Here is a 23,135-nt window from a genome sequence, read left to right as displayed (position 1 = left end):
GACGGGCCCCGCCGCATCGTAAGACGATGCGGCGGGGCCCGTTGCCAGGTCATCGCGTTGTTCGTAGCGCTGGCGCGGATGTCACCGCTGTGGTTCCGCTCGGTTCTATATCTCGATCATTCGGGGTACACCGCTGCTGGTGCAGCCGTTCATCGCGTTCTACGCGCTGCCACAGTTCAACATCGGTATCGCTTCGTTTTCGGCGGCAGTGATCGCCTTCAGCCTCGATGGTGGCGGTTACGCGGCCGAGGTCGTGCGCGCGGCAATCCTACGGCAGTGAGAGTCGGCCAAGGCGCTCGCATGTCGTATGCCCAGGAGTTGCGGCTGATCATGGTGCCGCAGGCGGCCCGCGGTGCCGCCGTTGTCCAACACCCTCATCTCCCGGGTGAAAAACATCTCGCCGGCCTCGACCATCCTGGTGACCGAAATCCTGCGCACCGCCTGGCTGGCCGCCGCCCGGACCTTCGACTTTTCGCCTTGTACGGCGTCGCCGCCCTCTATTACTGGGTGATCTGTCTGGTTCTCGGCTTCGGTCAGACCCGCCCGGAAACTCGGCTGTCCCACCATGTCGCGCGCTGAAGCGGCCCTTTTGCTCTTTCCGCTAAGCCTTCGTGCATATTTTTCACCTAGCTTTCACCAGGGCCGCAGCAGGCTAGGGGTACTGCGCGGGATTAGGCTCTACTCGTGATGCGACGGACGAAGATTGTGTGCACTCTCGGCCCAGCGACCGCTACCGAGGAACGTATTCGGGAACTCGTCGAGAGTGGCATGGATGTGGCGCGGCTGAATTTCAGTCATGGCGAGCACTCCGACCATGCCGAAAACTACAAGAAGGTGCGGCAGGCCTCGGACCATATCGGCCGGGCGGTCGGCATTCTCGCCGACCTGCAGGGACCGAAGATCCGGCTGGGACGCTTCGCCGAGGGCAAGACCGTCTGGGCCAACGGTGAAGAGGTCCGCATAACTGTCGACGAGATCGAGGGCACCCACGATCGCGTCTCCACCACCTACAAAGAGCTGGCCAAGGACGCCAAACCGGGCGATCGCCTGCTCATCGACGACGGCAAGGTCGGCGTCACGGTCACTCGGGTCGAGGGCAACGATGTCGTCTGCCGGGTGACCGAGGGCGGACCGGTCAGCAATAACAAGGGCGTTTCGTTGCCGGGTATGGATGTCTCGGTGCCCGCGCTGTCGGAAAAGGACATCGAGGACCTCGAATTCGCGCTCAAGCTCGGCGTCGACTTCATCGCGCTGTCCTTCGTGCGTTCCCCCTCGGATGTCGAGCTGGTGCACGACGTGATGGACCGGGTCGGTCGGCGCGTTCCGGTGATCGGCAAGTTGGAGAAGCCCGAGGCCATCGACAATCTCGAGGCCATCGTGCTCGCCTTCGACGCGGTCATGGTCGCCCGCGGTGACCTCGGCGTCGAACTGCCGCTCGAGCAGGTGCCGATCGTGCAGAAGCGGGCCATCCAAATGGCCCGCGAGAATGCCAAGCCGGTCATTGTCGCGACCCAGATGCTGGAGTCGATGATCGAGAACTCGCGCCCGACCCGCGCCGAGGCCTCCGATGTGGCCAATGCGGTGCTCGACGGCGCCGATGCGGTGATGCTGTCGGGTGAGACCTCGGTCGGCGCATATCCGATCGAGACGGTCCGCACCATGGCGCGGATCGTGCACGCGGTAGAGACCGAATCCACCCGGGTGCCACCGCTGACCCACGTGCCACGCACCAAGCGCGGCGTCATCTCCTACGCGGCCCGCGATATCGGCGAGCGGCTCAATGCCAAGGCGCTGGTCGCCTTCACCCAGTCCGGCGATACGGTTCGCCGCCTGGCCCGACTGCACACCCCGCTGCCGCTGCTGGCGTTTACCCCCCTTCCCGAAGTCCGCAGCCAGCTGGCGCTCACCTGGGGTACCGAAACCTTCATCGTCCCGACGGTGGACAGCACCGATGCCATGATCCACCAGGTGGATGTAGCACTGCTGTCGATGCAGCGATACCAAAAAGGTGATCTGGTGGTAATCGTGGCAGGCTCCCCGCCCGGTACTGTCGGCTCGACCAATCTGATCCACGTGCACCGTATCGGTGAGGAGGACCATTAGTCGTGAGCTCTTCGTTGGGTGGCGCTGTCGGCCTCGGGGCCGCACCGGAGGGTACCGACCTCGATGTGCTGCTCGGACTGCTCGATCTGGAACAGGTCGACGAGGATGTCTTCGTCGGTCAGCATCCGGAGAAGGTCTGGAGCCGCACCTTCGGCGGTCAGCTGGTTTCGCAGGCGATCATGGCGGCGGGGCGGACGGTCGATGGTGACCGTCCGCTGCACGCCGTCAACGCGCATTTCGTGCGTGGTGGCGATGTGAAGAAGCCGATCGAGTATCAGGTCGACCGCCACCGCGACGGGCGCTCACTGGCCAACCGCACGGTCACCGCGACCCAGGACGGTCACGAGCTGTTCGTCATGCTCGCCGCGTTCCAGGATTGGGGCAAGGGGCTCGAGCACGCACACGCCCAACCGGAGGTGCCGGATCCGGAGACCCTGCCGCGCGTCGAGGAGAGCTTCGAAGGCTTGGAGGACAAGCTGGAGATGTTCGTCAAGGCGCCGCATCCGATCGATATGCGTTACACCAACGATCCGGCCTGGATCCTGAAGGGCACGGGCGAGCGGCTCAATCACAACCGCGTGTGGATGCGGGCCGATGGCCGACTGCCCGACGATCCGCTGATTCACGTTGCGACACTTGGCTATTCGTCTGATACCACCGTGCTGGATTCGATTATCACCACACATGGTCTGTCCTGGGGGCTGGACCGCATCGTGGCCGCGACGATCAACCATTCGATTTGGTTCCACCGCCCGTTCCGCTTCGACGATTGGGCGCTCTACGCCACCGAGTCCCCGGTGGCTGCCGGTTCGCGTGGCCTTGCCACGGGCCGATTCTTCTCCCGCAGTGGCGAATTGCTTGCCACCACGGTCCAGGAGGGCGTCATCCGCCACTTCCCGGAGCGCCGCTGAACTGGGTGCCCATGTGTATTGCGAGCAATGACAACTGATTCGCAAACACATGGGCAACTCGTCGGGACTGCCCAGAACTGGATTCGACGGCCAACCGGCGGCCCGCGATCGGCCAAGCACTGACGACCGGCAAAAGAAGCGGGCGAGCCTCAATATCCGGGGAGGCGGAACCGTTCGCGTTCGGTTTCGAAGTCGAAGCTGTCGCGGCGCCGCACTCGGATAGTCCGCGGGATCTCCAGATCCATTGGGCAGCTTGCGGTTTCCAACATCAGGCGCTTCTCCAGCGCGCTCAGGCTCGGTGCGGCCAGATCGCGCGGCGCGCCGACCAGGCTGAGTGCGATCTCATAGGTGCGCCGGGCCCCCTGCTCCTGGCCGGGGTGCGCTACCCGCCACTGGGTTTCGAGTAGGAGGTGCTCCGGTGCGTCGGCCTCGACGGGCGATGTGAAACGCCACGCGAAGACATCGCGGTCCTGGAGGTGGTCGTCGACCACCTCGCGTACCGAATCGACGACGCGATCGAGGGCTTCCGGTGTCACATAAACATGGAGCGAAACATCCGAAATTCGTTTCGGCATGTCTGATTCCTGTCGTGTGTCGAACCATCAACGGCGGAGTTATTCCGCGCGCGAGTGTAATCCCTTTACCCGCTAATTGGACACCGGGCCCTGCCTGTCACCGGATCCGCTGGGCGGCAAGGAAGGTGGCCAGCGGCGCGGGACGCGCTCCCGGAGCCACTACGAGGCCGGGGCGGTCGTCGTCGATCGGCCTTTGCTGCTCGTGCGGCGCCAAGGCCAGTAGTAGCGGCACCAATGCCTCGGCGATCCGGTCACCGACCTCGCAGAAGGCGGCCTCCGACAGGCCGACCGGATCGGCGATGTTCTCCCGGCCGACCAGGGCCAGATCGTGGCGGGCGTGATGCAGATCGGCGATGGTATCGGCGCCGGTGACCTTGGCGATGCGATGCGCCTCCAGGAGGGTGAACGTGCGTGGTCCGGCACCGAGCGCCATCTGTGCTGCCTGGTCGCGGAGCTGCTCGGTCATCGCGAGTACCAGATCCGCGCGGTCGATCAGCTCGGGCTTGAGTTTGCGGGCCCGGAAATGGTCGGCGTCGGCGCCGAGTCCCTCGATGGTCCGCGCGGCGAGCGGCTCGATCGGAAAGCCAACCAGCGCACGGGTTCCTGCACTCTCCGCGGTTAGTCGGGGCAGGTTGTATTCGGCCGCTACGGCGCGGGTGAGCCGTTCGGCGATTACCGAGCGGCAGACATTGCCATTGCAGACGAACAGGACGTGCATGCGGATACGGTAAGCCGCGCAGGGGTCGACCAGAAGGCCGTCGACATCGAATCACAGCCCTCCGAACACATATTCATCTGCTGGTCAAGTGCCGTACACGAAGTACGCCCCGGTATTCAGAGAGACGCTCGATACCTGTTGCCACTTGGCGGTCGATCGGTAATCGAGGTCTGGGCGTCCAGCTGAAAGTACCCCGGCGCCGACGGTTTCAACCATCACAGTATTGCCACGGTTGGGGATCGAATTCACTCGGACTCCCCACGGTAGTAAGCGGATTCGGCGACCACGGGTGCCACGTCGGCCGCCTCGCCGTACACGCGCTCCCGCGTCGTGAACATCCGGCCACGCGAGGCCACGACGGGTGCGAACCGTGGCAGTCCGGAACCCGCCCCCATATCGTCGTACATCGCATCGATACCGCCGCGCATGAAGTAGGCCTCGTGCCAGAACCCGGTCCCGCCGGAGTCGCGCAGGAACTTCTGCCACCAATCCCGATGTGGCGCAGAACGTGTCCACTGTTCCAGTGAATCCAGATCCCGCCAATACTGGCGCGCTCCCCAATGCGGTGGAAACAGCGACCAGATCACATCCTCGTGCGACAATAGCCCGTCCGGCCGATCCTTGTGCGACCGATACAGTTTCGGGCCCAGACCGAGTAACCGCAGGATCCCGCGCGGCTTGCGCACTCGCATCCCGAGATAGATGACGACCAGATCTGGATACCCGGACAGATCGACAGTGGTCCTGTTCACCCGCATCGAGGCACCTCCACATCGGGCTGCGTATTGCGACCCTACGTGGAAATAACGACACAGCCCGCGCCTTAGTTCGATTGCCCCCTCCGCATGCGTCGACAGCGCGAATCCGCGGGTCCGTCGGTACCGTGACCAGAGCAGGGATCCGGGGCGGGCCCGCCGGGCGGCGCTCAGGGCCTATACCGCCCAAAAACACAACCAACGTGTTCGGCCCATGCCCTTCATGGGCATGGGCCGAACTACGAGCTGGTGCCGATTGTGGGACTCGAACCCACACGTCCTTTCGGACAACGGTTTTTGAGACCGTCGCGTCTGCCAGTTCCGCCAAATCGGCGCACCGGTGGGAAAGCATAGCGGGTGACTGTCGAAAACCACGAATGGGCTGGGTAGAAAGTGATCGTCACCCGGTTTGCGCAGGGTATATGGGGTGTATGCGGAACTGAAAGGTACTCTTTACATCACTCGACGGCGACAGTGGGGCGGTGGGCCGGGGCCCGGACCACGTCCCTCATTCGCATGTCGGGGACACGGCATCGGAACCAGAGGGGTCTACCTATGAGCAACACAGCAGGGGGCGCCGGCACGAAGCGGGACGCCGGGGCGAAGCGGGTCGTCGTCGCGGAGGACGAAGCGCTCATCCGCATGGATCTGGTGGAGATGCTGACCGAAGAGGGCTATCACGTTGTCGGTGAGGCGGGCGACGGCCAGCAGGCGGTGGATCTGGCGGTGGAGCATCGGCCGGACCTGGTCATCATGGACGTGAAGATGCCGCGCCGCGACGGTATCGACGCCGCGGCCGAGATCGCGTCGAAACGCGTGGCGCCGGTTGTGATTTTGACCGCGTTCAGTCAGCGCGATCTGGTGGAGCGGGCGCGCGACGCCGGTGCGATGGCATATCTGGTCAAGCCGTTCACGAAATCGGATCTGGTACCCGCCATCGAATTGGCGGCCAGCCGCTTCCACGAAATCACCGCGCTCGAGAGCGAGGTAGCGAATCTGGCCGACCGCCTCGAGACGCGCAAACTGGTCGAGCGCGCCAAAGGCGTGCTCATGCAGACCCAGGGATTGTCGGAGCCGCAGGCATTCAAGTGGATTCAACGTACGGCGATGGACCGCCGCACTACCATGAAGGCGGTAGCCGAGGTCGTGCTGGAAAATCTGGCGCCCAAGTAAGCCTGTCTTGCGGCGCGGCTGTTCAAGGCCGTAGATTTTACTTCCCGGAAACCTGATCGCGATGAAAAATTCGAAACAATGTCGATCGGATGATCCGAATGTGATGCGCAGCTAACGCGCCAACGCTATGTTCTGACCGGGCTGACGTGGTCGGCCTCCTCGGAGGAGAGGCCGGGGGAGCACAGGACGTAGAGGTGAAACGTGCTTAGTTCGACATGGCGCAGTCGTTCGATGCGGGGGGCATTGGCCATCGGTGCCGCCGCCGCGCTCGCGCTGACGGGGTGTAGCGATAAATCGACCAGCGGTGGCTCGGGCACCTCCGGCACCAGTGGCGCGGGCGGTCTGAAGATCCAGCCGGTCATGCAGATCGACGCGAACGGCAAGCAGGTGCCGAAGTCGGACAGCGCCGCCGCCGCCGACCCGGCGGGCGACGGCAAGGCGACTTGCCCGGCGGGCACCGCGATCGCCATGGCGGGCGCGCTCACCGGTCCGGACGCGGCCCTCGGCATCAATATCGTCGACGGCGTGAAGCTCGCGCTGGACCAGCACAACAAGGCCAACCCAGGCTGCAAGATCGAGCTCAAGCAGTTCGACACCGAGGGCGATCCGCAGAAGGCCACCCAGGTCATCGCGCAGATCATCGACGACAAGTCGATCATCGGTCTGGTCGGTCCAGCGTTCTCCGGTGAGACCAAGGCGACCGGCGGGAAGCTCAGCCAGGCCGGTCTGGTCTCGGTGACCGCCTCGGCCACCAACGAGACGTTGACCCAGAACGGCTGGACCAGCTTCTTCCGCGGCCTGGCCAATGACGGCGTGCAGGGTCCGTCGGTCGGCAAGTACCTGGTCAACACCGCGGGCTACAAGAAGGTCTGCGTCATCCAGGACAACACCGACTACGGCACCGGTCTGGCCAAGTCGATCATCGAGGGCCTCGGCTCCGCGAACGACGCGTCGTGCAATGCCAGCATCAAGAAGGGCGATAAGGACTTCTCCGCCACGGTCACCAAGATCGCGAGCGCCGCCCCCGACGCCGTGTTCTACTCCGGCTACTACTCCGAGGGCGCGCCTCTGGCCCAGCAGTTGAAGTCCGGTGGTGTCAAGGCGGTCTTCGTCTCCGCCGACGGCACCAATGACCCACAGTTCGTCGCGCAAGCCGGTAGCTCGTCCAAGGGTGCGGTGCTGTCCTGCCCATGTGGTCCGGCGCCGGACAAGTTCACGGCCGACTACAAGGCACTCAACGGCTCGGAGCCGGGTGTTTACTCCGTCGAGGGCTATGATCTGACCACGATCTTGGCCAAGGGCATCGATGGCGGCAAGTTGACCCGTCCCGATCTGCTGGAGTACGTGCGGTCCTACGACGGCACCGGCCTTGCGCGTCAGTACAAGTGGAACGCGACCGGTGAACTGTCCAACGCACTGATCTGGATCTACGAGGTCAAGTAGCCCGGGACAACCAGCACAGCGGCACGTATAGGGGTTCGTGCGAATCCCTATACGTGCCGCCGTGTCGGATGGGCGAATAAATGAGGGCAAAAGACGAATGACATCAACGGCATTGGCCGGTGTAGCACAACTCGCCGGCAGTTCGATCGACTTCAATTACCACGGAGTGATCGATAACTTCTGGCGACTGACCGTCGACGGGGTGACCTACGGCTCCATCTATGCCCTGGTCGCCGTGGGCTATACCCTGGTCTACGGCGTATTGCGGCTGATCAATTTCGCCCATTCGGAAATATTCATGCTCGGCATGTTCGGTCAATTGATCGGGCTCATGCTGTTCGGATTCGTGGCGAACCCCGATGTGTACACCCAGGGCATCATCCTGACCGTCACCTATCTCGCATTGGCGATGATCATCGGCATGCTGGTATCCGGTGGTGCCGCAGTCGGATTGGAGCGGGTGGCCTATCGACCATTGCGAAAACGCGGGGCCAAACCACTCAGCTTCCTGATCACCGCGATCGGTATGTCGTTCGTGATCCAGGAATTCGTGCACTTCATCCTGCCGAAGATCAACCCCGAACTCGGTGGCACCAATGCCCAGCAGCCGATCAAGCTGGTCGAGCCGAGCGTGCAGTTCAGCTTCTTCGGCGCCGAGGTCGACAACATCAAATTGCTGATCGTGCTCGCGGCAATCGCGCTGGCGATCGTGACCGAGGTGCTCATCAACCGGACCAAATTCGGGCGCGGCATCCGCGCCGTCGCCCAGGATCCCGATACCGCGACGCTGATGGGCGTTTCGCGGGAGCGGGTCATCATGTTGACCTTCTTCATCGGCGGTGTACTCGCCGGTGCGGCTGCGCTGCTGTACGCGATCAAGATTCCACAGGGCATCATCTACTCCGGCGGATTCATCCTGGGCATCAAAGCATTCAGCGCAGCGGTGCTCGGCGGCATCGGTAATCTGCGCGGCGCCTTGCTCGGCGGCATCCTGCTGGGCGTGATGGAACAGTACGGCCAGTCGCTGCTCGGTTCGGAGTGGCGCGATGTCGTCGCGTTCGTCGTGCTGGTGCTGGTGCTGATGGTGCGCCCGACCGGCATCCTCGGTGAGAGCCTCGGGAGGGCCCGCGCATGACCGACTCGACCAAAACCCCGGACCCCGTATCCGAGACGAGCAAGGCGGCCCCGACCGGATACGGTGTCGGAGATGCGATTCGGAACTGGTGGGACGGCCTGAGCCGCCCGGCGCAATGGGGTCTCGGCGTGCCGATCCTCATTCTGCTCGCACTGCTTCCGCTGTTCCCGCCACCGCTGCTGGATACTCCCGGCTACAACTTCGGTCTGGTCATGGCGCAGGTCGCGATGTACGCGCTGATCGCCATCGGCCTGAATGTCGTTGTCGGACAGGCGGGTCTGCTCGACCTCGGCTACGTCGGCTTCTACGCTATCGGCGCGTACACGGTCGGTCTGCTCACCAGCCCCAACAGTCCGTGGAATCAGACCGACGGCGGCTGGCTGAATCCGACCTGGGCCTGGATGGCGTGTCTGCCGATCGCGGTCGCGGTGACGGCCGTCTCCGGCATCATTCTCGGCACCCCGACACTGCGGCTGCGTGGTGACTATCTGGCGATCGTCACGCTCGGCTTCGGTGAGATCGTGCGTCTGCTCGCCGACAACCTCACCGATATCACCAATGGCAGCCTCGGGTTGTCCGGTGTCGCCTTCCCGCACATCGGCGAATCCGGCAGCAAACCGGAGGGCGTGTTCTCCGGCGGTAACAGCGGCAATCCCGTTAGCGCGAATCTGCTCGACCGGGCCAGTTACGGCACCTGGTGGTATTGGTTCGCGATGGTGCTGGTGGTCATCGTGCTGCTGATCGTCGGCAATCTGGAACGCAGCCGCGTCGGCCGCGCCTGGGTGGCCATCCGCGAGGACGAGGACGCCGCCGAGATCATGGGTGTGCCGACCTTCAAATTCAAGCTGTGGGCCTTCCTGATCGGCGCTGCCGTCGGCGGTATGTCCGGTGCGATCTACGCCGGTCAGGTGCAGTTCATCAATCCGACCGGGTTCAACATCATCAATTCGATGTTGTTCCTGTGCGCGGTCGTCATCGGTGGTCAGGGCAATAAGCTCGGCGTCATTTTCGGCGCGTTCATCATCGCCTATCTGCCCGCGCGACTGCAGTCGGTGAAATTGGTGAGCAATGAGTCCACCGGGTACCTCTTGCTGGCGATCGACGTGCTCGTTTTCGTTGGTTTGGTCCTCGTATGGAAGTACAAGGGCGACAGCCTGAGCGCATGGCCACGGCGCGCGTGCATTACCGGCATGGTGGTCACCGGAGTCATGGGGGCACTGCTGCTCGGCAGTGTGCTGCTGTTCCGCGTCGGTGGTGCGCAGTCCCTCGGTGACCTCAAGTACATGTATTTCGGAATTACCTTGGTGGTCATGATGATTCTGCGGCCACAGGGACTGTTCCCGGTGCGGCAGAAACTGCTGACCTTCGGTAGGCAGGTGTATCAGGCCGTGCGCAAACCGGGTGAGCGTGAACTGATCGGAGCGCGACGATGACCGGGCCAGGCGCGGGCGACGCCCTGTTCGACAACGAGGATATGGCGGCGGGCTATGCGGCGCCGCCCGAGGTCGAGAGCGTGGGCGAGGTCGATGTCACCGCCGTGATCCCGGTGCTCGCCGATGCCGGGGTCGTCGCGGATGTGGTAGCGCCGCACCGCGACATCGAGACCGCGGTCGGTGCGCCGCTGCTGCGGACCGATGAGCTCACGGTGAAGTTCGGCGGTCTGACCGCATTGGACAAGGTCAGCTTCGAGATCCGCCGCGGCGAGATCCTCGGGCTGATCGGACCCAATGGAGCCGGCAAAACCACCTGTTTCAACGCCATTACCGGTGTCTACAAACCGGCCTCGGGTCTGGTGTATTTCGATGGCAAACCGCTGACGAAGACCAAGCGCAACGAGATCACCCGGCTCGGCATCGCCCGCACCTTCCAGAATGTGCGGCTCTTCGGCGAGATGACCGCGCTGGAGAATGTGGTGGTCGGCACCGACGCCAGGCATAAGACCTCGGTACCCGGCGCCATCTTCCGGACCCCGCGCCACCGCCGTGAGGAGAAGGACGCGATCGAGCGCGGCATGGCCCTGCTCGAATTCGTCGGCATCGCATCGCGCGCGGTGGAAAAGGCGCGCAATCTCTCCTACGGCGATCAGCGTCGCTTGGAGATCGCCCGCGCTCTGGCCACCGAGCCGAAACTGCTCTGCCTGGACGAACCCGCGGCCGGGTTCAATCCGAGTGAGAAATCGGCACTGATGGATCTGATCCGCAAGATCCGCGACGACGGGTTCACCGTGCTGCTGATCGAGCACGATATGCGCCTGGTCATGGGTGTTACGGACCGGATCGTGGTGCTGGAGTTCGGCCGTAAGATCGCCGACGGACTGCCCGCCGAGATCCGCGACAACCAGGATGTCATCGCGGCGTATCTGGGTGTCCCCGACACCGAGGTGGCGGCGGCCGAAAAGGCCACCGCGGTAACCGAAGTGGTCGAACCGGAACCGCCCACCGCGGATCCGGCGGCTGGGGGGGAGCACCGTGGGCCGCGGCGGCGCGACTTCACTGCGGCGCCGCCGCTGCTCGAGGTCGACGATATGGTCGTCAATTACGGCAGAATCCAAGCGCTGCACGGGGTTTCGCTCCGGGTCGCCGAAGGTGAGCTGGTGACCCTGCTCGGTGCCAACGGCGCGGGTAAGACCACCACCATGCGTGCGCTGTCCGGCCTGCTGCCGCTGACTCGCGGCAAGATCAAGTTCGAGGGTCGCGATATCACTCAGATGAAGGCGCATGCGCGGGTGACGCACGGGTTGATCCAGGCGCCCGAGGGCCGGGGTGTCTTCCCCGGTATGACGGTCCAGGAAAATCTCGATATGGGTTGCTACGGAAGGGCTTTCAAGCAGAAGGCGGAGTACGGCCGGACGCTGGAATGGGTTTTCGAGCTGTTTCCGCGGCTGTCCGAGCGACGCAAGCAGGTCGGCGGCACGCTCTCCGGCGGTGAGCAGCAGATGCTGGCCATCGGCCGCTCGCTCATGGCCCGCCCGCGCCTGCTGCTGCTCGATGAACCGTCGATGGGCTTGGCGCCCATGGTGATTCAGCAGATCTTCCGGATCATCAGCGAGATCAACCAGCAGGGCACCACGGTGCTGCTGGTCGAGCAGAATGCCCAGCAGGCGCTGACCCGCAGCGATCGCGCCTACATTCTGGAGACCGGTGCGGTCACCAAGAGCGGTATCGGCGGGGATCTGCTCACCGATCCCGCCGTGAAGTCGGCCTACCTGGGCGTGGGCTGACCGACACGGTCGGACCGTCCGTGGCTGCCTCGAGGCATGATGGCGGGATGTGCACGGCAGGCCGAGCTGGCGCTCGGTCTTCGCCGTGCACATCGAACGCTGGCCAGTGTTGGGCGCCGGCGAGCCCAACGACCACTACTGGAGGAATGGCGCTGTGGACGGGCACGACGAACTGACGAATCTGGCCGACCGCTATTGGGACAGTGTGCTGGCGGCCGCGCCGAGTACGGCCACCCTGCTCGGCGACCACCGCTTCGACGACCACGTCGAGAATCTGTCGCCGGAGGCCGAGCAGCGGCTCCTGTCGACCTTGCGCGAGCTGCGCGATCAGATCGCCGGTCTCGACGCTGAAAAGCTGAACGCGACCGACCGGGTCACGCGCGGTCTATTGCGCACCGAATTGGATACGGCCATCGACAATGTGGCGTGGCGGCCGACCGAACTGGCATCGGACCAGATGGACGGGGTACACGCGGGCATGTTGATGATGGCCACCCAGACCAACGCGCCACAGCCCGAACACGCGCTTGCCCTGATCCGGCGGTATCGCCAGTTCGGCACGCTGTTCGATCAGGCCGTCCAGCAGTTCCGCAACGGCCTGGCCGCGGGCCGAGCGCCCGCGCGCATCACCATCGAGCGTTCGCTCAACCAGTTGGATGGCTACCTGGCCTCCGATATCGCCACCGATCCGTTCGTCACCTTCGCCGGACCGGTGGACTGGGACGGGGAAGCCGCCTGGCGCGCCGAACTCACCGAGGTCGCCCGCGACGTGATACGCCCGGCTTTCCAACGCTATCGGGACGTACTGGCCGACGAATTGCGGCCCGCCGCCCGCCCGGATGATAAATGCGGTCTGTGCTGGCTGGGTGCCGACGGCGAGGACATCTACCGGCGGCAGTTGCGCCGCCACACCACCCTGCCCGATCTCGGCGCGGACGAGATCCACGAACTCGGGCTGTCCGAATTGGCGCTGCTGCGTGCGGAATACGCCGCGGTCGGTGCCCGGCTTTTCGGTACCACCGAGACCTCCGAAATCTTCACCCGCCTGCGCGAGGATCGCGAACTGCGTTATGTCAGCGGCGAGGAGATCATGGCCGATGCGCAACGCGCGCTCGGTGCGGCGGTCGCGGAGATGGGCAACTGGTTCGGCCGCCTGCCCAAGCAATCCTGCGATATCGTCGCGGTCCCGGAATTCCTGGCCGCGGATGCGCCCGCCGCGTACTACTTTCCGCCCGCAGCGGACGGCTCCCGGCCCGGCACCTACTTCGTCAACCAGCACGAACCGGCGGACCGCAGCCGCTACGAGACGGCGGCGGTGGCCTACCACGAGGCGATTCCGGGCCACCACCTGCAGCTCACCATCGCAAATGAACTCGATGAGCTACCGCGATTCCAACGACAGTCCTTCGCCAATACCGCCTTCGTCGAGGGGTGGGCGCTCTATACCGAACGTCTGGCCGATGAAATGGGCTTGTACGAAGACGATTTGGCACGCATCGGCATGTTGGCCGCCGATTCCTGGCGCTCGTGCCGACTTGTCGTCGATACCGGAATCCACGCCAAGGGCTGGAGCCGCCGGCAGGCCATCGACTTCATGGTGGCCAACGCACCGGTCGGGCTGAGCGAGATCGAGGTCGAGATCGACCGCTATATAGCGATTCCGGGTCAGGCGGTGGCCTATAAGATTGGTCAGCTCGAGATTCGCAGGCAGCGCCGGCAGGCCGCCGAACGGCTCGGTGCCGCCTTCGATATCAAGACATTCCATGATGTGGTGCTCGGGTCCGGCTCGGTCAGCCTGCCGGTGCTGCGCGAACTCGTGTCCGGACTGTGACCGCTGAGCGCTTCCTCGCGAGGTGATGAAATCCAAGGATGCCCAGGTCCGGCTCATTGCCGCCGGGGCGTACCGCTTCTGGCGGAGAACGGACGGCTCGGTGGGCTCTCGTCACGAGGGGGTGGCGCCGCTGTGGATTGTCGGTGGGGCTCCCTAGACTCTTGCACGTGACCCCAGCGACTACTGATCAGCGTTCCAGCGCCTCCAAGGCGGCGGGCGCAGCCGTGGCATCCGGTGAGCAGCCGACGTTGTTGCTGTTGGATGGGCATTCGATTGCCTATCGCGCGTTCTTCGCATTGCCCGCGGAGAATTTCAAGACGGTCACCGGGCAGACCACGAATGCGGTGTACGGATTCACCGCGATGCTGATCAATCTGCTGCGGGATGAGAAGCCGACGCATATCGCGGCGGCCTTCGATGTCAGTCGCAAGACCTTCCGCACCGAGGCGTATCCGGAGTACAAGGCGGGGCGCAATGCCACGCCCGATGAGTTCCGTGGTCAGGTGGAACTCACGAAGGATGTGCTCGGTGCCATGGGCATCCCGGTGATGGCGATCGACGGCTTCGAGGCCGACGATCTGATCGCCACCATCGCGACCCAGGCCGTGAACGAGGGGTTCCGGGTCCTGATCGTCTCCGGCGACCGTGATGCCATCCAGTTGGTCAGCGATGAGGTCACGCTGCTCTACCCGCGCAAGGGCGTCTCCGATCTCACCCGGTTCACCCCGGATGAGGTGATGACCAAATACCAGCTCACTCCGGCCCAGTATCCGGATTACGCGGCCCTGCGCGGCGACCCGAGCGATAACTTGCCCGGCATTCCGGGCGTCGGGGAGAAGACCGCCGCCAAGTGGATTCGCGAATACGGCGATCTGGCCACCCTCGTCGACAAGGTGGACGAGGTGAAGGGCAAGGTCGGCGACGCGCTGCGTGCCAACCTCAGCAGTGTGGTGCTCAACCGCCAGCTCACCGAGATGGTCCGCGACGTCCCGCTGCCCTACACCCCCGAACAACTGGCCCAGCAGCCCTGGGATCGCAACAAGATCCACCAGCTATTCGACGACCTGGAGTTTCGGGTACTGCGCGATCGGCTCTTCGAAACCCTCGCGCCGCCGGAGCCGGAGGCCGAATCCGGCTTCGAGATCAGCGGTGGCGCGCTCGAGGTCGGCGCGGTCCGCGCGTGGCTCACTGAACATGCGAAAGTCGGTGTCCGCCACGGTATTTCGGTGGTCGGCACCAATACGCCCGGCAACGGTGACGCGCGCGCTCTCGCCATCGCCGCCGCGGACGGCGAGAGCGGCTATATCGATGTCGCCGTGCTGACCCCGGAAGACGAAGCCGCACTCGGCGCTTGGCTGGCCGATCCGGCCGTACCGAAGGCGCTGCACGAGGCCAAGGCCGCGATGCACGCGCTGCGCGGTCGCGGCTGGACCCTCGCGGGTCTCACCAGCGATACCGCGTTGGCGGCCTACCTGGTACGCCCCGGCCAGCGCAGCTTCAACCTCGACGATCTCTCGCTACGCTACCTGCACCGCGAACTGCGCGCCGAAACCGACGAAACCCCGCAGCTGTCCCTGCTCGACGATGCCGACACCGTCGACGCCGAGCTGGCGCAGTCCGAAATGCTGCGCGCCAGAGCCGTTCTCGACCTGGCCGAGGCGCTCGACGGCGAACTGCGCCAGATCGAATCCAGCGCACTGCTCGACGATATGGAACTGCCGCTGCTCGGCGTGCTCGCCGAACTGGAAAATGCAGGCATAGCGGTCGATATCGACCAGCTCGAGACCCTGCAGCGCCAATTCGCCGATAAGGTCACCGATGCGGCCAATGCCGCCTATGGCGTGATCGGCAAGCAGATCAACCTCGGCTCGCCCAAGCAGTTGCAGGTGGTGCTTTTCGACGAACTCGATATGCCGAAGACCAAGCGCACCAAGACCGGCTACACCACCGACGCCGACGCATTGGAATCGCTGTTCGAGAAGACCGAGCACCCGTTCCTGCGGCATCTGCTCGAGCACCGCGACGCCACCCGGCTCAAGGTCACCGTGGACGGCCTGCTCAAATCCGTCGCCGACGACGGCCGCATCCACACCACCTTCAACCAGACCATCGCCGCCACCGGCCGGCTGTCCTCGACCGAGCCGAATCTGCAGAACATCCCGATCCGCACCGACACCGGCCGCCAGATCCGCGACACCTTCGTCGTCGGCCCTGGCTACCAGTCACTGATGACGGCGGATTACAGCCAGATCGAAATGCGCATCATGGCTCACCTTTCCGGTGACGCGGGCCTGATCGAGGCCTTCAACTCCGGCGAGGATCTGCACACCTTCGTCGCCTCCAAGGCCTTCGATATCCCGCTGTCGGCGGTGACACCGGAGATGCGCCGCCGGATCAAGGCGATGTCCTACGGCCTCGCCTACGGTCTGAGCTCCTACGGCCTTTCGACGCAGCTGAAGATCAGCACGCAGGAGGCCAAGGAGCAGATGGAGGTCTACTTCGACCGCTTCGGCGGCATTCGCGACTACCTCTACGAGGTCGTCGAGCAGGCACGCAAGGTCGGCTACACCGAGACCCTCTTCGGTCGCCGCCGCTATCTGCCGGATCTGGATTCCAGCAACCGTCAGCGCCGCGAGGCCGCCGAACGCATGGCCCTCAACGCACCCATTCAGGGCACCGCCGCCGACATCATCAAGGTCGCGATGATCAATGTGCACAAGGCGATCAAAAAAGCGGGCCTGCGCTCGCGCATGCTGCTGCAGATCCACGACGAACTGGTCTTCGAGGTCGCCGACGGGGAGCGGGACACCCTGGACGCACTCGCCCGCGAACAGATGTCCTCGGCGATCACCCTTTCGGTGTCGTTGGACGTCTCGGTCGGAACCGGACGCAGCTGGGACTCCGCCGCGCACTGACCCTAGGTGATCGAAAGTACCGCCGTTACCGCGGCTTGCCATCCACCCTCGCTACTACACCTCTGAGCTGCGCGAATGATACTCGCGAGTAGGCGCGACCGGGTGACAGATGTGGTTGCTATCGAGTGAAAATCGCCCTATTCTGGTCCGCGTGCCGAATCCTGCCGACCGCCGCAGCGCCGCGCTCCATGTCGCAGACCGCGACAGCGCAGTGCTAATTCCGCTTACCGCGATGGTGGCGACTCGGCGACTTCTCGTAGTAACCCGCCGTAGCGGGGTCTGATTCGGACCGGCCCCCTCGCTGCGGGCTACTGATTACTTACTGCTGGTCCCCTCTGTCAATTGAGAAGACAATAATCGGGAAGACCTACGCACCATGACCATCCTGGCTCCTGACACCCACACGTTCATCGCCGCTGCCCCCAAGGCACTGCGCGCCGAATGCGCCGATCTGACCCCGGCGCAGTTCCACCACCGCTATTGCGAGCACTCCGGCCCGATTCGGGTCGGTGACTGGTCGCCCGCGGGCAGGCGCAGCGCTGAGTTCACCGCCACCCTGGAATTCGCCGACCACCTGCGCACGGTGATCGCCGCGGGCAGCCCGGTCGCCGCGATGACCTCGGCCCTCTACGAGGAGGGCTATCCGGTCGAGATCCTGCAATTCCACCAGCGCCGCACTGCTGTCGGCACCGCCACGTTCGTACAGTGCGAATGCGACGGCAGGCGGGGCTGGGGCGCCGCGCTGGCTGAAGACGGCGCGGAATCGACGGTCCGTGCCATGATCGCGGGCGTCAACAAACTAGGCGCCTGAGCGAGCCGAAAACACAATGGGCCGTTCACATTCCACAGAATGTGAACGGCCCGGCGGTGGCGCGAACCGGAGCTTACTGACCGGCCTGCTGCTCGGCGAGCTGCTTGCGTACCTCGTCCATATCCAGCGCTTTCACCTGGGTGACCAGATCCTCCAGCGCGGCGGGCGGCAGGGCACCCGGCTGGGCGAAGACCAGCACGCCTTCGCGGAACGCCATGATGGTCGGAATCGAGCGGATATTGGCGGCGGCGGCCAGGCCCTGTTCGGTTTCGGTGTCGACCTTGCCGTGCACGACATCCGGATGCTTGTCTGAGGAGGCCTCGAAGGTGGGGGCGAAACTCTTGCACGGACCGCACCATTCGGCCCAGAAATCGACGAGTACCACGTCGTTTCCGGTGACGATCTCATCGAAATTCTGTTGGTTCAGCGTCTGGGTGGCCATGACGTCCTCTCGTGTCGTAGTCGCCAGCTATAACGTCCGGCGCGTTATTTATCTTCCGACCGTGCCGCTATCCGCCTCGGGCGACCGGCCACTCGCGCCGCTGGTCGCCGTCCCACCGCCGGATACCCACCACGGTCGCCGAGAAATCACGATCTCTGGCGACGGCGTGGATCGCTTCGCCCAAATGCTGCGTCGGCACCCGCCTGGCCAGCGTGATATGTGGCGTCCATTCGTCGGGTCGTACATTCGCCGGTATGCCCGGGCACGGCGATACGACGGCGAAAATACGGCGTTGCAGTGCGAGCAACTGTTCCGAGGGCACCACCATCCGGACCAGGATCGGATGACGCGCACCGAAGACGAGCACGCCGCCGAGTCGTATCGGAATCGGCCGGAAGGTCAGCTGGTCCAGCACGTGATCGATGCGCGGCCAGATCTGTCTGGCCACCGCGACGGTGATATGCGGCCGGTTGGATTCGACATTTTTACCGGCCAAACTGGGAATGCCCGCATCCGCGAGCAACTGCCACTGCCGCCGGATCTCCCCATCGGCCACGTCGTCCAATAACAATTCGACCGACTGCACCATAGTTCACGAGAGGTTAGCCGTCCGCGCGGCCCGATGCGCGGTGAACACACGGCCCAGTTGTCGGAGATCGAACCGCATCGCGGGAGGATGGCCCGGTGAATCGTGATATGTCGACCATGCGACTGGGCCTCATCGAGGGTGACGGCATCGGCCCCGAGGTGGTCCGCGCCACCCGCGCGGTGGTCGACGAAGCACTCGCTGCGGCCGGTGCGGCCGCGGTCGACTGGGTTGAGTTGCCGATGGGGCAGCGCGCCATCGAAGAATTCGGCAATCCGCTGCCGGATCAGACCCTCGTGGCCCTCGACGGACTCGACGCCTGGATCCTCGGCCCGCACGACAATGCCGCCTACCCGCCCGAACATCGGATCGCCCCCGGTGGTGTCATCCGCAAACGCTTCGACCTGTACGCGAATATCCGCCCCGCGCGTGCCTTCGCCGGTATCACGGCGAGCGCTCCCGATATCGACCTGGTGATCGTCCGCGAGAACAGCGAGGGTTTCTACGCCGACCGCAATATGTTCGCCGGGTCGGGCGAGTTCCGGCCCACCCCCGACGTGGCGATGGCGGTCGGCTTGATCACCCGGCGGGCCTGCGAGCGGATCGCGCATGAGGCGTTGCGGCTCGCGGCGGCACGTCGCCAACGGGTCACCGTCGTGCACAAGGCCAATGTGCTGCCCATGACCATGGGCCTATTCCGCGATGTCTGCTATGACGTCGCCCACGCCTACCCAGGGGTCCAGGTAGACGACGAACACGTCGACGCGGTCGCCGCCCATCTGGTCCGGGCTGCGCACGACTACGACGTGTTGGTTACCGAGAACCTCTTCGGCGATATCCTGTCCGATCTCGCGGGGGAGCTGAGCGGCTCGCTCGGCATCGCCGCATCGCTGAATTGCTCGGCGACCAAGGCGATGGCCCAGGCGGTGCACGGCGCGGCGCCGGCACTGGCCGGACACAACCGCGCAAATCCGGTGGCGCTGCAACTCTCGGCGGCAATGTTGTTGCACTGGCTGAGTATTCGCGACAACAACCGTCTGTTGTCGCGCGCGGGTGAACGCATCGAACGCGCCGTCGCGGGGACTTTCGCCGCCGGAGTGGCCACCGGCGACCTGGGCGGCCTCGCCTCGACCAGTGAATTCACCGAGCAGGTCTGCGCCAGAGTGCACCGGCGTTGAACACATCGGTGGGGTCGACCAGGGACTCGACTCGTTCGAAAATCGGACCGTCCGGTGGGGCCCACCGCCGGTGGCTGAGCGTTTGCTGTGCTCGGAGTGTTTCGTACAGAACGGATAATTCTCCGCTACTGTCCAGCACGAAGCGCCACGATCGCTTAGATTGCCAAACGGGTGGTGACACCCAGGTTTCTCGAATCCGAAATGTGGAGGGCTGCTGTGTCTGTTCGATCGGTTCTTGGCAGGCGCGCCCTGCAAGCGATGTGCGTACTCGCCAGTGGTGCACTGGTGTTGACGGGCTGTAGTAACTCCGAGGACGAGTCGCCCGCGGTCGCTAAGGTTTCCGGTATCGACAAGGTCGACACAGCCGCCGCGCTGCTTCCGGACAAGATCAAGCAGTCGGGCAAGCTCGTCGTCGGAGTCAATATCCCCTATCAGCCCAACGAGTACAAGGATCCGAGCGGCAAGATCGTGGGCTTCGATGTCGACCTGATGGACGCGGTCGCGGCGACCCTCGGTCTCCAGGCCGAATACCTCGAATCCTCCTTCGAGAAGATCATTCCCGCGATCCAGGCGGGCACCTACGACGTCGGCATGTCCTCCATCACCGACTCGAAGGAACGCGAACAGAGCGTCGACTTCACCACCTACTTCAACGCGGGCAGCCAGTGGGCGCAGCAGACGGGTAAGCCGGTCGACCCGGACAACGCCTGCGGTAAGCGGGTCGCGGTGCAGGCCACCACGGTTCAGGACACCGATGAGATTCCGGCGCGCAACAAGAAGTGCGAGGCGCAGGGCAAGCCCGCCATCGACAAGAAGCCGTTCGACGAGCAGAGCGCGGCGACCAACGCCTTGGTGCTCGGCCAGGTCGACGCGATGTCGGCGGATTCGCCGGTGACCGCGTACGCGATCAAGAAGAGCGACGGCAAGATCGAGGCGGCCGGCAAGGTCTTCGACTCCGCGCCCTACGGTTGGGCCAGCCCCAAGGGGTCGGCGCTCGGCAAGGCCTTGCAAGCCGCCGTCCAGCACTTGATCGACAACGGTAAGTATCTGGAGATCACCAAGAACTGGGGTGTACAGGAAGGCGCGATCACCAAGTCGGTCATCAACGGCGCCGAGAGCTGATCCATGTCGTCATCCGAAATCACGTCGGCGCCCGGCGACAACACCGGGCCCGGCGGGCCGATCGACACGGCAGAACCGCAGCCGATCAAGGCCGTTCCACTTCGCAGGCCGGGCCGCTGGATCGCCGCGGCGATCATCCTCGCCCTGCTCGGGTTGTTCATCTACGGCGCGGCCACCAATCCCGCGTACGGATGGGGGACCTATCGAAAGTACTTGTTCGACAGCCGGATTGCCTCCGGCGCGGTGGTCACCCTCGAACTGACCGTGTTGGCGATGGCGATCGCGGTCGCGCTGGGTACGTTGCTCGCGGTGATGCGCCTTTCGCCGAATCCGGTGTTGCGCTCGACGGCCTGGATGTATCTCTGGATCTTCCGTGGCACACCGGTTTTCGTGCAGTTGGTGTTCTGGGGTCTATTCCCGTCGCTGTACAAGTCGATCCAGTTCGGAGTGCCGTTCGGGCCCGAATTCGTTCGGATCGACGTGCAGAGCCTGCAGGCCGCATTCACTTTCGCGGTAATCGGTCTCGGTCTCAACGAGGCCGCGTATATGGCCGAAATCGTCCGTGCCGGAATCAATTCCGTCGGTGAGGGGCAGCGCGAGGCCTCGACGGCGCTCGGCATGTCATGGTCGCAAACCATGCGCAGGACCGTGCTGCCGCAGGCGATGCGGGTGATCATCCCGCCGACCGGCAATGAGCTGATCGGCATGCTGAAGACCACCTCGCTGGTCACCGCTATCCCGTTGAGCACCGACCTCTATGGGCGGGCCCGCGATATCTACGGCGTGAATTTCCAGCCGATTCCGTTGCTATTGGTCACCGCCACGTGGTATCTCGCGGTTACGAGCGTGCTGATGATCGGGCAGTTCTACCTGGAGCGCTACTACTCGCGGGGTGCCTCGCGGCAGCTGACCGCCAAGCAGTTGCAGGAATTGGCCGACGCTCAGACGATTGTGAAGGCGAAATGAGCGAGCGTAGCGAGCGAACGATGGACACAGCCGCCTTCGCGGTCATGCCGGAGCCGAGCGCCAGCGAGGCGCGGGCATGAGCGCGACGACAGACAAGGTAGAGCCGGCCGGCGCAGCGCCGATGATTCGCGCGGATCGGGTGTGCAAGAACTTCGGTGCGCTGCAGGTGCTCAAGGGCATTTCGCTCGAGGTCGGGCGCGGGGATGTGCTGTGCCTGATCGGGCCGTCGGGCTCGGGTAAATCGACCTTCCTGCGCTGTATCAACCACCTCGAGCAGGTGAACGCCGGTCGGCTCTATGTCGACGGCGATCTCATCGGCTATCGCGAAAAGGGCGGCAAACTCTACGAAATGCACCCGCGCGATGCGGCAAAGCAGCGCCGCGATATCGGCATGGTGTTCCAGCATTTCAACCTGTTCCCGCACCGGACGGCGCTGGAGAACATTATCGAGGCTCCCATCCAGGTGAAGGGCATCCACAAGGCGGACGCGGTCGCGCGTGCGCACGAGTTGTTGGACCGAGTCGGCATGGGGGACAAGGCGAATGCCTATCCCGCCCAGCTTTCCGGCGGCCAGCAGCAGCGCGTCGCCATTGCCCGCGCGCTGGCGATGGATCCCAAGCTGATGCTCTTCGACGAGCCGACCTCGGCACTGGATCCGGAATTGGTCGGTGAGGTGCTCGAGGTCATGCGCGAGCTCGCCGCCGACGGTATGACAATGGTGGTCGTCACCCACGAAATGGGTTTCGCTCGTGAGGTCGCCGACCAGCTGGTGTTCATGGACGGCGGTGTGGTCGTGGAGGCGGGTGATCCGCGCGAGGTGCTCGCTGCCCCGAAACAAGAACGTACCAGGGCTTTTCTGTCCCGGCTGCTCTGAATTCAGCGGCCGCCCAAGCCGATACGGAGTTGTCCGAGCAGGACTTTCGCGGCCGGAGTGCCCGGGCGATCGCGCCGCCATGTCAGCGCGAGTTGTCCGCGCAGTTCCGGTTGGGTGATCGGCAGCGTCCGCACGCCGGATGCCGCGGCCTCTTCGGCTGTCAGCGCGGGCACCACCGCAATGCCGAGACCGCGGGCGGCGAGCCGCAGTAACAGCCGGGGGAGCGGCGGCCTCGAAGGCGATATCGGGTTCGAATCTCGCGGCGGTACAGGCGCGGTCGCAGATACCGTGTTCGGCTTCAACCGCAATATCGCACCCGCGAACTGATCGCGGCGACCGTCCCGGGCGCCTATCGTCGGGGGCGGTTCCATGCTATC

At 64.4% G+C, this 23,135-nt stretch carries 20 protein-coding genes, 1 tRNA gene and 2 pseudogenes; 16 read left to right on the top strand and 7 right to left on the bottom strand.

Features of this window, described 5'->3' with window-relative positions:
- Positions 1-48: 48 nt before the first annotated feature.
- The 3 genes and pseudogenes from ACW2Q0_RS24390 to ACW2Q0_RS24380 all read left to right on the top strand — a co-directional run.
- A pseudogene (locus ACW2Q0_RS24390) lies at positions 49-579 on the top strand (amino acid ABC transporter permease); the annotation flags it as partial.
- A 105-nt stretch (positions 580-684) separates the two neighbouring features.
- The gene (gene pyk, locus ACW2Q0_RS24385; protein WP_457193224.1) at positions 685-2,103 is read left to right on the top strand and encodes a pyruvate kinase; all 1,419 of its coding nucleotides are present in this window, start codon (positions 685-687) and stop codon (positions 2,101-2,103) included.
- A 2-nt stretch (positions 2,104-2,105) separates the two neighbouring features.
- Positions 2,106-3,014, top strand: a complete 909-nt coding sequence (locus ACW2Q0_RS24380) for an acyl-CoA thioesterase (RefSeq protein ID WP_457193223.1) — start codon at positions 2,106-2,108, stop codon at positions 3,012-3,014.
- Positions 3,015-3,163: 149 nt separating this feature from the next.
- On the opposite strand, the gene ACW2Q0_RS24375 is transcribed toward ACW2Q0_RS24380, so the two are convergent.
- From ACW2Q0_RS24375 to ACW2Q0_RS24360, 4 genes are all read right to left on the bottom strand, one after another.
- Positions 3,164-3,589 (bottom strand): hypothetical protein, encoded by a 426-nt coding sequence (locus ACW2Q0_RS24375; RefSeq protein ID WP_457193222.1) that lies wholly within the window; start codon positions 3,587-3,589, stop codon positions 3,164-3,166.
- A gap of 97 nt (positions 3,590-3,686) precedes the next feature.
- Complete coding sequence (locus tag ACW2Q0_RS24370) at positions 3,687-4,307, bottom strand: arsenate reductase/protein-tyrosine-phosphatase family protein (RefSeq protein WP_457193221.1); 621 nt, start codon at positions 4,305-4,307, stop codon at positions 3,687-3,689.
- 245 nt (positions 4,308-4,552) lie between these two features.
- The gene (locus tag ACW2Q0_RS24365) at positions 4,553-5,065 is read right to left on the bottom strand and encodes a monooxygenase family protein (protein ID WP_457193220.1); all 513 of its coding nucleotides are present in this window, start codon (positions 5,063-5,065) and stop codon (positions 4,553-4,555) included.
- Positions 5,066-5,309: 244 nt separating this feature from the next.
- A tRNA-Leu gene (locus ACW2Q0_RS24360) sits at positions 5,310-5,396 on the bottom strand.
- A 221-nt stretch (positions 5,397-5,617) separates the two neighbouring features.
- Here ACW2Q0_RS24360 and ACW2Q0_RS24355 point away from each other — a divergent pair.
- From ACW2Q0_RS24355 to ACW2Q0_RS24315, 9 genes and pseudogenes are all read left to right on the top strand, one after another.
- The gene (locus ACW2Q0_RS24355) at positions 5,618-6,235 is read left to right on the top strand and encodes an ANTAR domain-containing response regulator (RefSeq protein ID WP_457193219.1); all 618 of its coding nucleotides are present in this window, start codon (positions 5,618-5,620) and stop codon (positions 6,233-6,235) included.
- A gap of 231 nt (positions 6,236-6,466) precedes the next feature.
- Positions 6,467-7,678, top strand: a complete 1,212-nt coding sequence (locus ACW2Q0_RS24350) for a branched-chain amino acid ABC transporter substrate-binding protein (RefSeq protein ID WP_457193218.1) — start codon at positions 6,467-6,469, stop codon at positions 7,676-7,678.
- Between the two features lie 97 nt (positions 7,679-7,775).
- Positions 7,776-8,813: a branched-chain amino acid ABC transporter permease gene (locus tag ACW2Q0_RS24345; protein ID WP_457193217.1), complete on the top strand. Its 1,038-nt coding sequence runs from the start codon at positions 7,776-7,778 to the stop codon at positions 8,811-8,813.
- Entirely contained in the window at positions 8,810-10,246 is a 1,437-nt protein-coding gene (locus ACW2Q0_RS24340; RefSeq protein WP_457193216.1) for a branched-chain amino acid ABC transporter permease, read from the top strand. Before ACW2Q0_RS24345 ends, ACW2Q0_RS24340 begins: the two co-directional genes overlap by 4 nt.
- Positions 10,243-11,199 (top strand): annotated as a pseudogene (locus tag ACW2Q0_RS24335) (ABC transporter ATP-binding protein); the annotation flags it as partial. The gene ACW2Q0_RS24340 and the pseudogene ACW2Q0_RS24335, both read left to right, overlap by 4 nt.
- 138 nt (positions 11,200-11,337) lie before the next feature.
- Entirely contained in the window at positions 11,338-12,033 is a 696-nt protein-coding gene (locus ACW2Q0_RS24330; RefSeq protein ID WP_457193247.1) for an ABC transporter ATP-binding protein, read from the top strand.
- 154 nt (positions 12,034-12,187) lie between these two features.
- Entirely contained in the window at positions 12,188-13,864 is a 1,677-nt protein-coding gene (locus ACW2Q0_RS24325; protein WP_457193215.1) for a DUF885 domain-containing protein, read from the top strand.
- Between the two features lie 167 nt (positions 13,865-14,031).
- On the top strand, positions 14,032-16,779 hold the full coding sequence (gene polA / locus ACW2Q0_RS24320) for a DNA polymerase I (protein WP_457193214.1): 2,748 nt from the start codon (positions 14,032-14,034) through the stop codon (positions 16,777-16,779).
- Between the two features lie 376 nt (positions 16,780-17,155).
- Entirely contained in the window at positions 17,156-17,590 is a 435-nt protein-coding gene (locus tag ACW2Q0_RS24315) for a 2-keto-3-deoxygluconate kinase (protein ID WP_457193213.1), read from the top strand.
- A 73-nt stretch (positions 17,591-17,663) separates the two neighbouring features.
- On the opposite strand, the gene trxA is transcribed toward ACW2Q0_RS24315, so the two are convergent.
- Together trxA and ACW2Q0_RS24305 are read right to left on the bottom strand one after the other, a co-directional pair.
- Positions 17,664-18,032: a thioredoxin gene (trxA, locus tag ACW2Q0_RS24310; RefSeq protein ID WP_457193212.1), complete on the bottom strand. Its 369-nt coding sequence runs from the start codon at positions 18,030-18,032 to the stop codon at positions 17,664-17,666.
- Between the two features lie 67 nt (positions 18,033-18,099).
- Entirely contained in the window at positions 18,100-18,621 is a 522-nt protein-coding gene (locus tag ACW2Q0_RS24305; protein ID WP_457193211.1) for a 2'-5' RNA ligase family protein, read from the bottom strand.
- A 107-nt stretch (positions 18,622-18,728) separates the two neighbouring features.
- Between ACW2Q0_RS24305 and ACW2Q0_RS24300 the strand changes: the two genes are divergently transcribed.
- The 4 genes from ACW2Q0_RS24300 to ACW2Q0_RS24285 all read left to right on the top strand — a co-directional run bounded on the left by ACW2Q0_RS24300 (position 18,729) and on the right by ACW2Q0_RS24285 (position 22,758).
- Positions 18,729-19,796 (top strand): isocitrate/isopropylmalate dehydrogenase family protein, encoded by a 1,068-nt coding sequence (locus ACW2Q0_RS24300; RefSeq protein ID WP_457193246.1) that lies wholly within the window; start codon positions 18,729-18,731, stop codon positions 19,794-19,796.
- A gap of 258 nt (positions 19,797-20,054) precedes the next feature.
- The gene (locus ACW2Q0_RS24295; protein ID WP_457193245.1) at positions 20,055-20,918 is read left to right on the top strand and encodes an ABC transporter substrate-binding protein; all 864 of its coding nucleotides are present in this window, start codon (positions 20,055-20,057) and stop codon (positions 20,916-20,918) included.
- A gap of 3 nt (positions 20,919-20,921) precedes the next feature.
- Positions 20,922-21,884, top strand: coding sequence for an amino acid ABC transporter permease (locus ACW2Q0_RS24290; RefSeq protein ID WP_457193210.1), 963 nt, complete (start codon positions 20,922-20,924; stop codon positions 21,882-21,884).
- 121 nt (positions 21,885-22,005) lie between these two features.
- Positions 22,006-22,758 carry an amino acid ABC transporter ATP-binding protein gene (locus ACW2Q0_RS24285; protein ID WP_457193244.1) on the top strand — a complete coding sequence of 251 codons (753 nt, stop codon included), beginning with the start codon at positions 22,006-22,008 and terminating at the stop codon, positions 22,756-22,758.
- 2 nt (positions 22,759-22,760) lie between these two features.
- Here the strand turns inward: ACW2Q0_RS24285 and ACW2Q0_RS24280 are convergent, their stop codons facing one another.
- Complete coding sequence (locus ACW2Q0_RS24280) at positions 22,761-22,931, bottom strand: hypothetical protein (protein ID WP_457193209.1); 171 nt, start codon at positions 22,929-22,931, stop codon at positions 22,761-22,763.
- Positions 22,932-23,135 lie beyond the last annotated feature (204 nt).

The organism is Nocardia citri, from assembly GCF_054065835.1.
The sequence above is the reverse complement of the archived record's forward strand: the minus strand, read 5'-3'. Positions and strand labels throughout refer to the sequence as shown.

Coding starts and splice junctions, on each gene's coding strand:
- ACW2Q0_RS24315 (WP_457193213.1), top strand. CDS start 17,156: ATGACCATCCTGGCTCCTGACACCCACACGTTCATCGCCGCTGCCCCC.
- ACW2Q0_RS24370 (WP_457193221.1), bottom strand. CDS start 4,307: ATGCACGTCCTGTTCGTCTGCAATGGCAATGTCTGCCGCTCGGTAATC.
- ACW2Q0_RS24305 (WP_457193211.1), bottom strand. CDS start 18,621: ATGGTGCAGTCGGTCGAATTGTTATTGGACGACGTGGCCGATGGGGAG.
- ACW2Q0_RS24300 (WP_457193246.1), top strand. CDS start 18,729: ATGTCGACCATGCGACTGGGCCTCATCGAGGGTGACGGCATCGGCCCC.
- ACW2Q0_RS24295 (WP_457193245.1), top strand. CDS start 20,055: ATGTGCGTACTCGCCAGTGGTGCACTGGTGTTGACGGGCTGTAGTAAC.
- trxA (WP_457193212.1), bottom strand. CDS start 18,032: ATGGCCACCCAGACGCTGAACCAACAGAATTTCGATGAGATCGTCACC.
- ACW2Q0_RS24345 (WP_457193217.1), top strand. CDS start 7,776: ATGACATCAACGGCATTGGCCGGTGTAGCACAACTCGCCGGCAGTTCG.
- ACW2Q0_RS24285 (WP_457193244.1), top strand. CDS start 22,006: ATGATTCGCGCGGATCGGGTGTGCAAGAACTTCGGTGCGCTGCAGGTG.
- ACW2Q0_RS24330 (WP_457193247.1), top strand. CDS start 11,338: ATGGTCGTCAATTACGGCAGAATCCAAGCGCTGCACGGGGTTTCGCTC.
- ACW2Q0_RS24355 (WP_457193219.1), top strand. CDS start 5,618: ATGAGCAACACAGCAGGGGGCGCCGGCACGAAGCGGGACGCCGGGGCG.
- ACW2Q0_RS24375 (WP_457193222.1), bottom strand. CDS start 3,589: ATGCCGAAACGAATTTCGGATGTTTCGCTCCATGTTTATGTGACACCG.
- ACW2Q0_RS24365 (WP_457193220.1), bottom strand. CDS start 5,065: ATGCGGGTGAACAGGACCACTGTCGATCTGTCCGGGTATCCAGATCTG.
- ACW2Q0_RS24350 (WP_457193218.1), top strand. CDS start 6,467: ATGCGGGGGGCATTGGCCATCGGTGCCGCCGCCGCGCTCGCGCTGACG.
- ACW2Q0_RS24340 (WP_457193216.1), top strand. CDS start 8,810: ATGACCGACTCGACCAAAACCCCGGACCCCGTATCCGAGACGAGCAAG.
- ACW2Q0_RS24290 (WP_457193210.1), top strand. CDS start 20,922: ATGTCGTCATCCGAAATCACGTCGGCGCCCGGCGACAACACCGGGCCC.